The organism is Ancylobacter sp. WKF20 (assembly GCF_029760895.1).
Classification (GTDB): domain Bacteria; phylum Pseudomonadota; class Alphaproteobacteria; order Rhizobiales; family Xanthobacteraceae; genus Ancylobacter.
In genome coordinates, this window is the sequence record NZ_CP121679.1 from 69,774 (window position 1) to 82,831 (window position 13,058).

At 68.6% G+C, this 13,058-nt stretch carries 12 protein-coding genes and 1 riboswitch; of the genes, 6 read left to right on the forward strand and 6 right to left on the reverse strand.

What is annotated here, in order from left to right; genetic code table 11:
* Positions 1–5: 5 nt before the first annotated feature.
* Positions 6–1,079, forward strand: a complete 1,074-nt coding sequence (locus tag AncyloWKF20_RS00320) for a hypothetical protein (protein WP_279316000.1) — start codon at positions 6–8, stop codon at positions 1,077–1,079.
* A 6-nt stretch (positions 1,080–1,085) separates the two neighbouring features.
* Here AncyloWKF20_RS00320 and AncyloWKF20_RS00325 read toward each other — a convergent pair whose 3' ends face one another.
* The gene (locus AncyloWKF20_RS00325; RefSeq protein WP_279316001.1) at positions 1,086–1,283 is read right to left on the reverse strand and encodes a hypothetical protein; all 198 of its coding nucleotides are present in this window, start codon (positions 1,281–1,283) and stop codon (positions 1,086–1,088) included.
* 100 nt (positions 1,284–1,383) lie between these two features.
* Positions 1,384–1,845 carry a hypothetical protein gene (locus AncyloWKF20_RS00330; protein WP_279316002.1) on the reverse strand — a complete coding sequence of 154 codons (462 nt, stop codon included), beginning with the start codon at positions 1,843–1,845 and terminating at the stop codon, positions 1,384–1,386.
* Positions 1,846–2,340: 495 nt separating this feature from the next.
* Between AncyloWKF20_RS00330 and phnC the strand changes: the two genes are divergently transcribed.
* The 5 genes from phnC (at position 2,341) to AncyloWKF20_RS00355 (ending at position 7,748) form a co-directional block, all read left to right on the forward strand.
* Positions 2,341–3,186 (forward strand): phosphonate ABC transporter ATP-binding protein, encoded by an 846-nt coding sequence (phnC, locus tag AncyloWKF20_RS00335; RefSeq protein ID WP_279316003.1) that lies wholly within the window; start codon positions 2,341–2,343, stop codon positions 3,184–3,186.
* Positions 3,187–3,200: 14 nt separating this feature from the next.
* Positions 3,201–4,202: a phosphonate ABC transporter substrate-binding protein gene (gene phnD / locus AncyloWKF20_RS00340; RefSeq protein WP_279316004.1), complete on the forward strand. Its 1,002-nt coding sequence runs from the start codon at positions 3,201–3,203 to the stop codon at positions 4,200–4,202.
* 171 nt (positions 4,203–4,373) lie between these two features.
* Positions 4,374–5,195 (forward strand): phosphonate ABC transporter, permease protein PhnE, encoded by an 822-nt coding sequence (gene phnE, locus AncyloWKF20_RS00345; RefSeq protein ID WP_279316005.1) that lies wholly within the window; start codon positions 4,374–4,376, stop codon positions 5,193–5,195.
* 171 nt (positions 5,196–5,366) lie between these two features.
* Positions 5,367–5,606 (forward strand): hypothetical protein, encoded by a 240-nt coding sequence (locus AncyloWKF20_RS00350; RefSeq protein WP_279316006.1) that lies wholly within the window; start codon positions 5,367–5,369, stop codon positions 5,604–5,606.
* A gap of 402 nt (positions 5,607–6,008) precedes the next feature.
* Positions 6,009–7,748 (forward strand): ABC transporter ATP-binding protein/permease, encoded by a 1,740-nt coding sequence (locus tag AncyloWKF20_RS00355; protein WP_279316007.1) that lies wholly within the window; start codon positions 6,009–6,011, stop codon positions 7,746–7,748.
* Between the two features lie 33 nt (positions 7,749–7,781).
* Here AncyloWKF20_RS00355 and clcA read toward each other — a convergent pair whose 3' ends face one another.
* From clcA to AncyloWKF20_RS00375, 4 genes are all read right to left on the reverse strand, one after another.
* Positions 7,782–9,158 carry a H(+)/Cl(-) exchange transporter ClcA gene (gene clcA / locus AncyloWKF20_RS00360; protein WP_279316008.1) on the reverse strand — a complete coding sequence of 459 codons (1,377 nt, stop codon included), beginning with the start codon at positions 9,156–9,158 and terminating at the stop codon, positions 7,782–7,784.
* Positions 9,159–9,429: 271 nt separating this feature from the next.
* The gene (locus tag AncyloWKF20_RS00365) at positions 9,430–10,383 is read right to left on the reverse strand and encodes an ABC transporter substrate-binding protein (protein ID WP_279316009.1); all 954 of its coding nucleotides are present in this window, start codon (positions 10,381–10,383) and stop codon (positions 9,430–9,432) included.
* A 75-nt stretch (positions 10,384–10,458) separates the two neighbouring features.
* Positions 10,459–10,575, reverse strand: a riboswitch (TPP riboswitch).
* Positions 10,576–10,983: 408 nt separating this feature from the next.
* Positions 10,984–12,165 carry a winged helix-turn-helix domain-containing protein gene (locus tag AncyloWKF20_RS00370; protein WP_279316010.1) on the reverse strand — a complete coding sequence of 394 codons (1,182 nt, stop codon included), beginning with the start codon at positions 12,163–12,165 and terminating at the stop codon, positions 10,984–10,986.
* 56 nt (positions 12,166–12,221) lie between these two features.
* Positions 12,222–12,974, reverse strand: a complete 753-nt coding sequence (locus AncyloWKF20_RS00375) for an ABC transporter permease (protein WP_279316011.1) — start codon at positions 12,972–12,974, stop codon at positions 12,222–12,224.
* Positions 12,975–13,058 lie beyond the last annotated feature (84 nt).

The window sequence follows — 13,058 nt, forward strand, 5'->3', positions numbered from 1 at the left end:
CAATCATGCGGCGCGGCCTTCCCACCATCTTCGGAACGCTCATCGCCGCGTCCCTCCTGGTTTCCGCTCCGCTCGCCGCGCAGGAGGCGCCCGGCGGCGCGCCGGATTACAGCGCCTTCCGCGAGGGGCTGTTCCTGCGCTACCTCGATGCGCAGCCCGGCGGCATTGCCCGCGTGCCGCGCATCGGCCTGTCCTTCGGCGGCGAGGTGCTGAGCGCGGATCTCGATTCCGGCTCCACCGGCATCGTGGTCGCCGCCACCTACATCCCCGGCCTGAACCAGCTCCCCGTGCAGGGGCCGGGCGAGCTGACCTATACGAGTTCCGGCCGGGTGATGGTCGGCCAATGGGTGGTGACCCCGGTCACGCTCTCCGGCAAGGAAGGCGCGAGCCTCACCACCGCGCCGCTGCCGGTGCTGGCGGTGACTGAGGTGCGCTGCCTGTCGAGCGCGCGCGACTGCACGCCCTCCAGCGACCCGCGCCATATCGCCATGGTCGGCGTGGGCTTTGCCCGCGAGGCCGACCGGCAGAGCCAGAGCACGCCGGACAAGAACCCGCTGCTCAACATCGCGCCGGGCGAGCGCCCGCGCCGGCAGGGCTACATCCTCACCACGGAGGGCGTGCATATCGGCCTCACCGCCGCCAATACGCGCGGGCCCTTCCGCTACCTCAAGCTGGAGCGCCGGCCGGATGGCACGGACTGGCAGCCGACGCCCGCTTGCATCAGCCTGAATGGCGCGACCCCGCCCGCCTGCGGCAGCGCGCTGGTCGATACCGGCGTCGGCGCCATGTTCATGACCGTGCCCGCCGCGCAGGCCGGGGCCGCGGGGGTAGGTGCGGACGGGTCACCCGCCCGCACGCTGCCGGAGGGCACGCAGGTCGCCATCAGCGTCGGCGCGGGAGTGCAGGCTTTTCCGCTCTACGCCTTCACCGTCGGCGACGGCTCCCCGCTCGCCCCCGAGGCGATCCATCTGCGCGTCGCCCCGGACCGGGTGTTCGTGAACACCTCGTTCCACCTGCTGAACGGCTATGACGTGCTGTTCGACGGGGAGGGCGGCTATGTCGGGTTTCGCGGGCGGTAGGGCGAGCTAGCCCGTAAAGCCAAGAGCTGCCGCGACCTGTTCGGGCGTCTCCGCGACGTCCTGTTGTCCCCGGCTGCGAAACGTGACCCGCGTCAGGCCGGGCTTCGCCGCCGTATCTGGCGGCGCCTCCGCGAAAGACTGGATTTCATCGGCATTGATGAAGACGGCGGATTTGTCGGGTCGGGTCAATTTGATCAGGATCATGGCTCTGCCCCCATCTGACAGCTCATGAAACGCTACCACAGGTTGTTTTGCAATCCGTGTGCATTGCCCTGTGTCCACGGACCCTTGCCGAGTATAGTCCTCACACCAGGCTGAGCAGCAGTGCCGCCAGCAGGATGATCGCCGCCCAGAGGTCGGAATACATGGCGACCGTCTCGCGCAGGTTGCGGTGCGGGCGGCGGGCGTGGTTGAGGCCGGCGAGGCCGAGGAACAGGCCGCCGACCAGCGCCACCGGCAGCACCCAGGCGGAAAACACCAGCGACAGCAGGCCGGTCAGGCCGATGGCGACATTGGCGAAGCCAAGCTCCTGCGCCAGTACATGGGCGCGCGGCTCGTCGATGCCGAGAATGCCCTTCACGGTGAAGGCCGGCTTCCAGATCTGCGTGACGCCGGCGAGCAGCAGTCGCACGCCCACCGCCCAGAAGGCGAACCATTTGATGGCGACCACGACGAAGGCGCCGACGCCGCTGGTGGTCGCGAGTTCGCCGGCGATGCTCACCACTGGCAGGATCACCATGGTGAGCAGAATGATCGCGTAATACATGCGTCCCCCGATAGAAGCGTCCCTGCGCGGCCGCGCCGTCCGCGCCCTGCGGCGCGCGCCCCGCGCCATGGTGGGGGCGGGGAGAGCGGGGGTCAATGCGGGGAGGCAGCTCACCCGTTCCCCGGACAAGCCGCGCAGGGCGCGGCGATGATCCGGGGCCCAGGGGAGACTCCGCCGCAGGCGGCTTTGTTGTTCTCTGCCGTCACGAGAGACGGCCAAAGACTCGTCCGCTGGGTCCCGGCTCGCCTTCCGCTGGCGCTGCAGGCGTCCGGGACACGGGCCCCACAGCCGTCATCCCGGCCGGAGCGCAGCGGAGAGCCGGGATCGTACGCCACGCTTTCCTGGTCAGTGGCGGCTCGCGATCCCGGATCGGCCTTTGGCCGTCCGGGATGACGTTAGGTCCGGGAGGTTCACGGAACTGTCGCATGGGCTTCATCGACGTGTCATCGCCCGGGACTACCCCAAGCCGGTCTTTCACAGGCCGGCGGAGATCCGATGGCGGCAGCGCTTCAACTCGACCGTGTGAGCAAGACCTATGGCGCCATGCGCGCCGTGGAGAATGTCTCGCTGACCATCCAGCCGGGCGAGCGCGTGGCGCTCATCGGGGCCTCCGGCTCCGGCAAGTCGACGCTGATCCGCCTCGCCGCGGGCCTCATTCTCGCCGATCCGCAGGGGCAGGGCTCCGGCGCGGTGCATTCCTTCGGCGTGAAGGTGCAGGAAGGCGGCAGGCTCGCCGGTGATGTGCGCGCGGCGCGCCGGCATATCGGCCTCGTGTTCCAGCAATTCGCGCTCGCCGGGCGCATGTCGGTGCTGACCAATGTGCTGGTCGGCGCGCTCGGGCGCATCAGCGTGCTGCGCGGCACGCTCGGCCTGTTCAACGACGATGAGCGCCGCACCGCCTATGCCGCGCTGGCCGAGGTCGGCATCGCCCAGCACGCCATGAAGCGGGCGCGCGAACTCTCCGGCGGCCAGCAGCAGCGCGTCGCCATTGCCCGCGCGCTGGTGCAGGGCGCCAAGCTCGTGCTGGCGGACGAGCCCATCGCCTCGCTCGACCCGAAATCCGCCAAGCGGGTGATGGACACGCTGGTGACGATGAGCCGCGACCACGGCATCGCGCTGGTCGTCTCGCTGCACCAGGTGGACTACGCCACCGCCTATTTCGACCGCGTGGTGGCGATGAATGCCGGCCGCGTCGTGTTTGACGGCCCGGCGTCGCAGATCAACGCCGCGTTCCTGACCGAGCTCTACGGCGCCAGCGCCGAGGAGCTGATCCTGCCCAGCCAGTTCGTCGTCGGCGCCTCCGTGCCGGCCGAGACCCCCGACATCCAGACCGTATCCTGACAGGAGCGACATCCATGAAGCGCATTCTCGCGGCCGGCCTCGTGCTCGCCGGCCTGACCGCCCCGCTGGCGGCGCAGGAAGTCAAGGAGCTGAACTTCGGCTTCATCTCCACCGAGTCCTCGGCGAACCTCGCCAAGAGCTTCGAGCCCCTGCTCAAGGACATGGAAAAGGCCATCGGCGTGCCGGTGAAGCCGTTCTTCGTCGGCGACTATGCCGGCGTCATCGAGGGCATGCGCTTCAAGAAGGTCGATATCGGCTGGTTCGGCAACAAGTCGGCCATGGAAGCGGTGGACCGCGCCAATGGCGAAGTGTTCGTCAAGACCGCCAAGCCGGACGGTTCCTCGGGCTATTACTCGCTGATCGTCACCAATGTCGACCGCAGCGACATCAACAACCTCAAGGACATCCTTGATTGCTCGAAGGGTTATAACTTCGGCAATGGCGATCCGAACTCGACCTCGGGCTTCCTGGTCCCGAGCTACTACGTGTTCGCGATGAACAATGTCGACCCGGTGAAGTGCTACAAGCGCGTCGTCAGCGGCAACCATGAGAGCAACCTGCTCGCGGTGGCCAACAAGCAGGTCGACTTCGCGACCAACAACACCGAAAACATGACCCGCCTGCAGATGACCCGCCCGGAAGAGGCGAAGAAGATCAAGGAAGTGTGGCGCTCGCCGATGATCGCCGGCGACCCGATCGTGTGGCGCAAGGACCTGCCGGCCGACCTGAAGGCGAAGATCTACACCTTCTTCATGACCTATGGCCGCAACGGCACGCCGGAAGAGATCGAGGCGGCCCGCGCCGTGCTCGCCAAGACCTCGGACGGCTGGGGCCCCTTCCTCGCCTCCTCCGACGCCCAGCTGATCCCGATCCGCCAGCTCGAGCTGTTCAAGGCGAAGGTCAAGGCGCAGAACGACGAGAAGCTCTCGGCTGACGAGAAGGCCGCGAAGATCAAGGAAATCGACGCCAAGCTCGCCGCCCTCGACGAGCAGCAGAAGAAGCTCCCCTCCATGTGAGGTGGCATAGGGGCGGCGCCTGCGCCGCCCCGTTCTCTACCCAAGAAGCGGCGGCGTCTGCGCCGCCCCGTTTCTCGCCGATCCGGGGCGGCCCGCGTGCCGCCCCGTCTTCGTGGCAGCCGGTTTCGGCTGCTCCCGCCCTCGGATCTCCCGGACGGATTGTCTCGCCCCATGACCAGCTCTGCTGCCGCCCACCGCTCCGCCGTCGCCGCGCTGCCGGCCCCGCCGCACACGCCGCTGACCACGCGTCTCGCCCGCCTCGCCATCGCGGCGGCTGGCGTGACGGTGCTGGTGTTCTCCTGGCATGAGGCGGAGATGGACCCGGCGCAGCTGGTGCGCGACGCCGGCAACATGGCGACACTGGGCGCCGACTTCCTGCGGCCCGACTTCACCGACATCGACGTCTATTTCAACGCGATGCTGGAGACGCTGGCCATCGCCATCTGGGGCACGCTGCTGGCGGTGATCGCCGGCATCCCCTTCGGCATCCTCTCGGCCGACAATGTCGTGCCGCGCTGGGTCGCCTTCCCGATCCGCCGGGTGATGGATGCCTGCCGCGCCATCAACGAGCTGGTCTTCGCGCTGATCTTCATCGCCGCCGTCGGCCTCGGCCCCTTCGCCGGCGTGCTGGCGCTGTTCATCCACACCACGGGCGTCGTCGCCAAGCTGTTCTCCGAGGCGGTGGAGGCGATCGACCCCGCCCCCGTCGAGGGCATTCGCGGCACCGGCGGCACCTGGCTGCAGGAGATCATCTATGGCGTGCTGCCGCAGGTGCTGCCGCTGTGGATCTCCTACGCGCTCTACCGCTTTGAATCGAATGTGCGCTCGGCCACCGTGCTCGGCATCGTCGGCGGCGGCGGCATCGGCATGACCTTCAACGAGACGATGCGCGGCTTCCTTTACTCGCAGGCGGCGGCGATCCTCATCATCGTCATCCTCACCGTCTCGCTGCTGGACATGGTGAGCCAGAACATCCGCAAGCGTTTCATCTGAGCACGGGGTGACGCAGCGGGCCCAAGGCTCGGCGCTTCACCTAACGTCATGATATTTATGGATTTTCTGTCATAATCTTCAGGGTTTCGTGAGCGCCTCTGGCGCAGCGCCGTGCGTTTCCGACATGCTCCCCAGAGGGCGCGATGACGCCCCGAACACGGAGCACGTGATATGAACCGCCTTGCTCTCGCCGCCACACTGATCGCCGCCCTGGCCCTGCCGGCGCTTGCCACCTCGCCCGCCTCCGCCAAGGGGCGCTCGAAGGATGAGCGGATCGCCTTCTGGCAGACGCTGCATCAGGAGGCCGAACCGCTGAAGGCGCTGTTCGGCCTCAATCCCGCGCCGACCGCGCCGGCCGGGCCCCCCACGGCGCATGCCGCGAAAGCCGCGCCGCTCCACCCCGCCGGTTGATCGCCGCGCGCGGGGCGGGCGCCTCCACCCGTCCCGCCACGGCCATTCCCGCCATGCGCCCAACCCGCTGATGCCGCAGAGCGAGCCGATCTGCAACGTACAGCGCGACGCCTCGAACAGCGGCGGGACCGTCACCATCACCTTCCTCGGCTATAGCGACATCGCGTCCTGACGTGATGCGGTCGCCGAAAGGCGCCGGGACACCCGCCCTAAGTGCCCTTGCGGCACATGAGACGGCGGCCGGTCGTGTAATCAGCGGGCGTTTTGCTTTCCAAAGTTTAATGCATTCGCCACGATCCCGGCGGTATTGCTTCGGCTAATGGTCACGCGGCGTCGTTCGCGCCCGGCCTGAGCATCCAGCCCAAGCATCTTCCACGCATCCCTCCCGCCGGAGACTTTCCCTTGCGCGCCATTCTCTCTTTGCTCGCCGATGTCTGGCGGCTGTCCATTCCCTATTTCCGTGGCGAGGACAAATGGCGCGGGCTGGCGCTGCTCGGCGCGGTGATCGCGCTGGAAGTCGGCTGGGTCTATGCCACCGTGCTGATCAACTCTTGGAACAACGTGTTCTACAACGCGATCCAGGAGCGCGATTACCCCGCCTTCACCCATCAGCTCTGGCTGTTCTCCTTCTACGCCGCCGCCTCCATCGCCATCGCGGTCTACCAAATCTATCTGCGGCAATGGCTGCAGATCCGCTGGCGGACCTGGATGACCGACAAGTATCTGTCCGCCTGGCTGGCCAACGAGACCCATTACCGGCTGCGGCTGAAGGGCGATCAGGCGGATAACCCCGACCAGCGCATCGCCGACGACATCAGCGCCTATATCTCGCAGACGCTCAGCATCTTCATCGGCCTGCTCAATGCGGTGATGACGCTGGCCTCCTTCGCGGTGATCCTGTGGGGGCTGTCGGGCGACTTCGCCTTCAACCTGTTCGGCGGCGAATGGCGCATTCCCGGCTATCTTGTCTGGGCCGCCTTCGCCTATGCGGCGCTCGGCACCTTCCTCGCCCATCTCATCGGCCGGGTGCTGGTGAAGCTGAACTTCGACCAGCAGCGCTTCGAGGCCGATTACCGCGTCGATCTGGTGCGCGTGCGCGAGAATGGCGAGCAGATCGCGCTGATGAAGGGCGAGGGCGTGGAGCGCGCCCGGCTGCTCGATCGCTTCGGCCATGTCGTGCATAATTACTGGGGCATCATGATCGCCCAGAAGCGGCTGACCTGGTTCACCGCCGGCTATGGCCAGCTCTCCATCATCTTCCCCTTCGTGGTGGTGGCGCCGGCTTATTTCGCCGGCACCATCCAGCTCGGCCAGCTCATGCAGACCTCCTCGGCCTTCGGGCAGGTGCAGGGCTCCTTCTCCTTCTTCATCAACGCCTATGCGACGCTCGCCGAGTGGAAGTCGGTGGTCGACCGTCTCATCGGCTTCCAGCGCCATGTCGAGACCACGCAGGCCGAGACGCTGAAGGCGAGCTACCGGCAGGTGCCGGCCACCGGCGCGGCGCCGCTCGGCGTGCGCGACATGGAGGTGCGCCTGCCGGATGGGCGCGCGCTGGTCGCCATCGACGCGCTGGGCGTGAAGCCCGGCGAGCGGGTGCTGCTCACCGGCGCCTCCGGCACCGGCAAGAGCACGCTGTTGCGGGCCATTGCCGGCATCTGGCCCTATGGCCATGGCGTGGTGGAAACCGGCGGGCGCGTGCTCACTTTGCCGCAGCGGCCCTATCTGCCGGTCGGCTCGCTGCGCGGGGCGCTGGCCTATCCCGATCCGATGGAGCGCTTCGCCGACGAGGATCTGCGTGAGGTGCTGGAAGCGGTCGGCCTGCCCGCCTTCGCCGGTCGGCTCGACGAGCGCGGCCTGTGGGGCGCGGAACTCTCCGGCGGCGAGCAGCAGCGCTTCGCCATTGCCCGCGCGCTGCTGGTGAAGCCCGACGTGCTGCTGCTGGACGAAGCCACTTCGGCGCTGGACGAGGCGAGCGAGGCCGCGCTCTACCGCCTGCTGCGCGAAAGGCTGCCGCAGGCGGCGATCCTCTCCATCGGCCACCGCTCGACGCTGCTAGAGCTGCACGAGACCCATATCGCGCTGGAGCGGCGCGAGGACGGGCCGGCGCGCCTTGTCCCGCACGCGCTCGCCGCGGCGGAATAGGCGATCAGCCGTCGCTGACGGCGGTTATGGCGATCAGCCGCGCAGCGTGTTGGTGACGCCGCCTCCGGCGGCCGCGCCGTCGTCGAGGCTAGAGGGCGACGCGGTGGGGGGATGGGCTCCCTGCCGCGCCTTCGCCTCCAAGGCGAGGGTGCGCTCCAGCAGCACCTCATAGATCGGCCGGTTGCCCAGCGCGAGCGCGACCATGTTGGCGATGATGGTGGTGAGCATCACCGGCACCAGCGCCGTGTAGGCGCCGGTCAGCTCCATCACCAGCACCATGCCGACCAGCGGCGCGCCGATGGTGGCGGCGAACAGCCCGCCCATGGCGGCGATCGCCAGCACCACTTCCATGCGGTCCGGCAGCGGCAGGAAAAGCTCCAGCGCCGCGCCGTAGCAGAGGCCGATGGTGGTGGCGAGCGCGAGGATCGGGGCGAAGATGCCGCCGGCGACGCCGGTGGAATAGCTCGCCATGGTCATGACGAAGCGCAGCAGCACGATGAGCGCCAGCGCCAGTACGGTGCGGTTCTCCTGCGCGAGCTGCACGGCGAGCAGTTCCCCGCCCTGCGTCGCCTCCGGCAGGGCGAACATCAGCACGCCGACGACCATGCCGACCACGAGGGGGAACAGATAGAAGGAGCTGCGCTGGCCGAGGTCGCGCACCCGGTCGAGCGAACCGATGAGCGTGCGGTTGAACACCGTGCCGACGCCGCCGAGGATCAGCCCCAGCCCGGCGAAGGCCGGCAGCACGGCGAGCGGCAGCGTATCCACCGCAAGGCGCATATAGGGGATGTCGCCGGTGAACATCTGGGTGACGACCGCGCCGGTGAGCGAGGCCAGCACGACGCCGATATAGGTGCGGGCGCTGTAGGGAAATTGCCGGCGGGTTTCCTCGATGACGAAGAGCACGGCGGCGAGCGGGGCATTGAAGGCGGCGGCAAGGCCCGCCGCGCCACCGGCGGCGAGCAGGCCGCGCATGTCCTGCGCCACCATTTTGGTGAGGTCGGCGGCGGCCTTGGCGACCGAGGCGCCCATATGGATGGTCGGCCCCTCGCGCCCGAGCACCATGCCCGAGGAGAGCGCCAGCAGGCCGCCGAAGAACTTCACCGGCAGCACGCGATGCCAGCGCACCTCGCGCAGCCCCTCCATCGCGCCCTCGATTTCCGGCACGCCGGAGCCGCCGGCTTCCGGCGCGAAACGGCGCACGAGGAACAGCGCCGCCACCGCCATGCTGGCGCCGATGGCGGCGCCCGCCAGATAAAGCGGCGCGCCGCTGAGCCCGACGCTGCCGGACAGCCAGGCCGGCCAGGCGGCGCTCAGCCATTCCACGCTGAGATGGAAGGCGGCGCCGATGACGCCGACCACCGCCCCGACCAGAACCGCCACGCCATAATAGAAGCCGTTGCCCATCATCCCGCCCCATCCTGCGCACCCCGTTGGGGTTAGCATTGCCGGGCGGTATCGTCATCCCCGTGCCGGGGGGCGATCCCGGATCGGCCTTTGGCCGTCCGGGATGACGGCATGAAGGGCCGCGCCCCCGTTCCCCGGACGAGCTGCGCGAAGCGCGGCGATGATCCGGGGGCCAGGGAAGACTCTTCGGCCAACGACTCTCCCGCTGGGTCCCGGCTCGCCTTCCGCTGGCGCTGCAGGCGTCCGGGACACGGGCTGAGGCTGGTCGAGCGGCCTACTTGATCGCGGTGGCGTAGGTGGAGACCGGCTCCACCGTGTCGATCAGCTTGTGGCTCTTCATGAACTCCCCGAAGCGCGCATAGCGGCCCTCGTCCAGCGCGGCCGGCGCATGGGCGAAACGGCGCAGCGTGTCGGTCCAGGCGGTGCGGTTCAGCTCGTCGTCGAGCTTGGGGTTGGCCTTGACGAACACGCCCCATGCCTCCTGCGGGTGGTTGAGGATGTAGATCGTCGCCTCCTCGACCGCCGCGAGAAAACGCTTGAGGCGGGGATCGCCGACCTTGTCCTTGTGGGCGAGATAGATCAGCTCGTCGAACACCGGCACGCCGTGCTCCTCGGGGAAGAAGGCGATGCCCTCCTTGCCCTCGAGCTTGATCTGGGTGAGCTCGAAATTGCGGTAGGCGCCGATCACCGCGTCCACCTTGCCGGCGACCAGCGCCGGGGACAAGGCGAAATTGACGTTGATCATGGTGACGTCGTCCGGCTTCAGCCCGGCGCTCGCCAGCATGGTGCCGAGCAGCGCGTCCTCAAGGCCCGCCACCGAATAGCCAACGGTCTTCCCCTTGAGATCGGCGATGGACTTGATCGGCCCGTCCTTCAGCGCCACCAGCGCGGTGAGCGGGGTGGAGACGAGCGTGCCGAAGCGGATGAGCGGCAGCCCTTCCTTCACCGACAGATAGATGTTCGGCTGGTAGCTCACCGCGACATCCGCCTGCCCGGCGGCGACGAGGCGCGGCGGGGCGGAGGGGTCGGAGGGCGGGATCAGGTCGACATCGAGGTCGTGCGCTTTGAAGTAGCCCTTCTCCTGCGCGATGATCAGCGGCGCGTGGTCGGGGTTCACATACCAGTCGAGCAGGACGGTGAGCTTGTCCGCGGCGCGTGCGGGGGCGCTGGCGAAGGGGGCGGCGGTGAGTGCCAGCGCGAGCGCGGCGGCGGCGATTTTTTTGAACATGGATCTCCTCGCGTGTTGGAGATCCGGCGCATGAGCTGTCGGGGGAATCCGGCGCGGGTTGTCTGTGCCGACAGGGCCCCGCCGTCGTTCCGTCCCTTCGCCGGCATGACCCGGATCAGGTTCAAAGGGTCTGGCGGTTGCCATCTCAGCCCCTTGGCCCGTTCGGGCCGCGGGACACCCCTCGGACGCGGTCACGCTAGCAGAGCTGGCATGCCAGGGGAAGTGGGGGCTAAGAAGCGTGTGCGCCCGTGTCCCGGACGCCTGGAGCGCCAGCGGAAGGCGCGCCGGGATCCAGGGGGAGAGTCTTCGTCCGTGGTCTTCTTCGCGGGCGAGAGACATGGCCGCCTGCGGCGGGGTCTCGCGCTGGGCCCCGGATCATCGTTGCGCTGCGCGCAACGTGTCCGGGGAACGGAGAGCGCGCGTCGTCCGCGTCGTGCCTGCAACGTCTCCGCCATAACCACGTCATGGCCGGGCTTGGCCCGGCCATCCACGACTTGGGCACGTCGGTCGAGAAGAAAGTCGTGGATGCCCGGCCCAAGGCCGGGCATGACGGCATTCTGCGACGGCCGGGTCTCTCTCGTGCCGGGAAGGGCGGCGCCCTTACGCCAGCCAGCCCTCGGCATAGACGGTGCGTTCCACGCCGGCGAAGGTGCCGAGGCGGGTGAGTTCCGCGTCGAGCGCGTCGAGCCGGCCCTTGGAGGCGCGCACACCCGGCTCCAGCCAGAGGCGGCGCACGTCGAGCGTGCCGGCCTTGCGGTCGGCCTTCATGTCGATGCGCCCGATCAGCCGGTCGCCTTCCAGCAGCGGGAAGACATAGTAGCCATAGAGGCGCTTGGGCGCCGGCACGAAGACCTCGATGCGGTAGGAAAAGCCGAACAGCCGCTCCGCCCGGTTGCGGTCGCGCAGCGCCGGATCAAACGGGCTGAGCACGCGCAGCCGCGACGGTGGGGAGGGCAGCGCCGCGAAAGCCGCGCCGGCGCCGGCAAAGGCGTGGCTCGCCCGCTCGCGCCCATCCGCGCAGGTGATGAGCACGGGTTCCAGTCGGTCGCGGTTCGCCTCCACCCAGGCTTTCGCCTGTTCCGGCGAGACCAGATCCCAGAAGGCGGCGATCTCGCCATGGGTGGCAAAGCCCAGCCGCTCCAGCGCCGAGGTGCAGGCCCAGTCGATGAAGGCGCTCGCCTCCACCTCCGCGGCGCGGTGATGGGCGGGGATCACGCGCTCGGTGAGGTCATAGACCTTCTGGAAGCCCTCGCGCCCGGCAATGGCGAGCGCGCCGGTGCGCCAGTGATACTCAAGCGCGGTCTTTTCCGGGTGCCAGTTCCACCAGCCGCCGGGCGGGCGCTTCTCGGCCTCGAAATGCCGGGCCATCAGCCGGCCCTCCTGGCGCACGCGCGCCAGCACATGCTCAAAATAGCCCTCGAAGCCGTTCTCGTGCCAGCTGCGCCAGCGCTCCGCGAGGCTGGCGCGTTCCTGCGCGAAGCGGTGCTTCCAATAGGGGAAGAAGGCGGTCGGGATGATCGCCGCGTCATGCGTCCAGTGCTCGAACAGCGCGCCGTCCTTTTCCAGGAGCGCGGTGAGATGCTCGCGCCGGTAGGCGGGGGCGCGGCTGAACAGGATGTGGTGATGCGCCCGCTCGACCGTGGCGATGCTGTCCACCTGCACGAAGCCGAGCCGGGTGATGAGCGCGAGCAAGGCCGCCTTGCCCGCCGGCGCGCGTTCGCTCAGCCCCTGCATGGCGAGGAAGACGCGGCGGGCATCGGCATTGGCGAGGCGAATCGTCATGGCTCATCCTGCCGAAGTTCTCGCTTCGTTCCAAGCGGATCGGCATGCTGGATGGGTCAGGGAGCCGCGGTCTCCGGCGCCCAGGGCAGCAGGCGGGTCAGCGCCCGGTCGACCAGCGCGAACAGGATCAGCGCCACCGCGAGGAGGATGGCGAGGGCGGCGAACACCATGTCGGTCTGCATCCGCGCGTTGGAGTACAGCATGAGATAGCCGAGCCCGGCCGAGGCGCCGACCCATTCGCCGACCACCGCGCCGATCGGCGCGACGGCGGTGGCGACCCTGAGGCCCGAGGCGAGCTGGGGCAAGGCGGCGGGAATGCGGATGAAGCGTAGCGTCGTGAAGGTGCCGGCCCCGCCGAGCCGGGCGAGATCGAGCAGCCCCTGCTCGGTGCGCGCGAGCCCGTCATGAAAGGCCGAGGCGACGGGGAAGAAGATGATGAGGCTCGCCATCACGATCTTCGAGGCAAGGCCGAAGCCGAACCAGATCACCAAGAGCGGGGCGATGGCGAAGACCGGCAGAGCCTGCGCCACCAGCAGGACCGGGCGCATGGCGCGCCGGGCGAGCGGGGAGCTTGCCATGGCGAGCGCGCAGGCAATCCCCAGCGCCGACCCACAGACGAGACCGAGCAGCATCTCGCCCAGCGTGATCAGCGCATTGTGCCCGAGAATGGCGGCATTCGCCCAGCCGGTCGTCGCGATGCGCAGGGGCCCCGGCAGGATATAGGCGGGAATCGCCAGCACCCGCACCACGACCTCCCAGAGGCCGAGCAAAATGAAGGAGATGGCGAGCCCGCGCCCGATACCGGCCATGCGGTGAATTCCTAGATGAGGGTGAATGCTTATAGTGACCGGCGCGGGGCTGCGCGAGGGTAGGGATGCGCGGTTCATCGCGGG

What these genes read in the sequence shown, in the direction of transcription:
- AncyloWKF20_RS00320 (WP_279316000.1), top strand. Translation starts at nt 6, where the DNA reads ATGCGGCGCGGCCTTCCCACCATCTTCGGAACGCTCATCGCCGCGTCC.
- AncyloWKF20_RS00325 (WP_279316001.1), bottom strand. Translation starts at nt 1,283, where the DNA reads ATGATCCTGATCAAATTGACCCGACCCGACAAATCCGCCGTCTTCATC.
- AncyloWKF20_RS00330 (WP_279316002.1), bottom strand. Translation starts at nt 1,845, where the DNA reads ATGTATTACGCGATCATTCTGCTCACCATGGTGATCCTGCCAGTGGTG.
- phnC (WP_279316003.1), top strand. Translation starts at nt 2,341, where the DNA reads ATGGCGGCAGCGCTTCAACTCGACCGTGTGAGCAAGACCTATGGCGCC.
- phnD (WP_279316004.1), top strand. Translation starts at nt 3,201, where the DNA reads ATGAAGCGCATTCTCGCGGCCGGCCTCGTGCTCGCCGGCCTGACCGCC.
- phnE (WP_279316005.1), top strand. Translation starts at nt 4,374, where the DNA reads ATGACCAGCTCTGCTGCCGCCCACCGCTCCGCCGTCGCCGCGCTGCCG.
- AncyloWKF20_RS00350 (WP_279316006.1), top strand. Translation starts at nt 5,367, where the DNA reads ATGAACCGCCTTGCTCTCGCCGCCACACTGATCGCCGCCCTGGCCCTG.
- clcA (WP_279316008.1), bottom strand. Translation starts at nt 9,158, where the DNA reads ATGATGGGCAACGGCTTCTATTATGGCGTGGCGGTTCTGGTCGGGGCG.
- AncyloWKF20_RS00365 (WP_279316009.1), bottom strand. Translation starts at nt 10,383, where the DNA reads ATGTTCAAAAAAATCGCCGCCGCCGCGCTCGCGCTGGCACTCACCGCC.
- AncyloWKF20_RS00370 (WP_279316010.1), bottom strand. Translation starts at nt 12,165, where the DNA reads ATGACGATTCGCCTCGCCAATGCCGATGCCCGCCGCGTCTTCCTCGCC.
- AncyloWKF20_RS00375 (WP_279316011.1), bottom strand. Translation starts at nt 12,974, where the DNA reads ATGGCCGGTATCGGGCGCGGGCTCGCCATCTCCTTCATTTTGCTCGGC.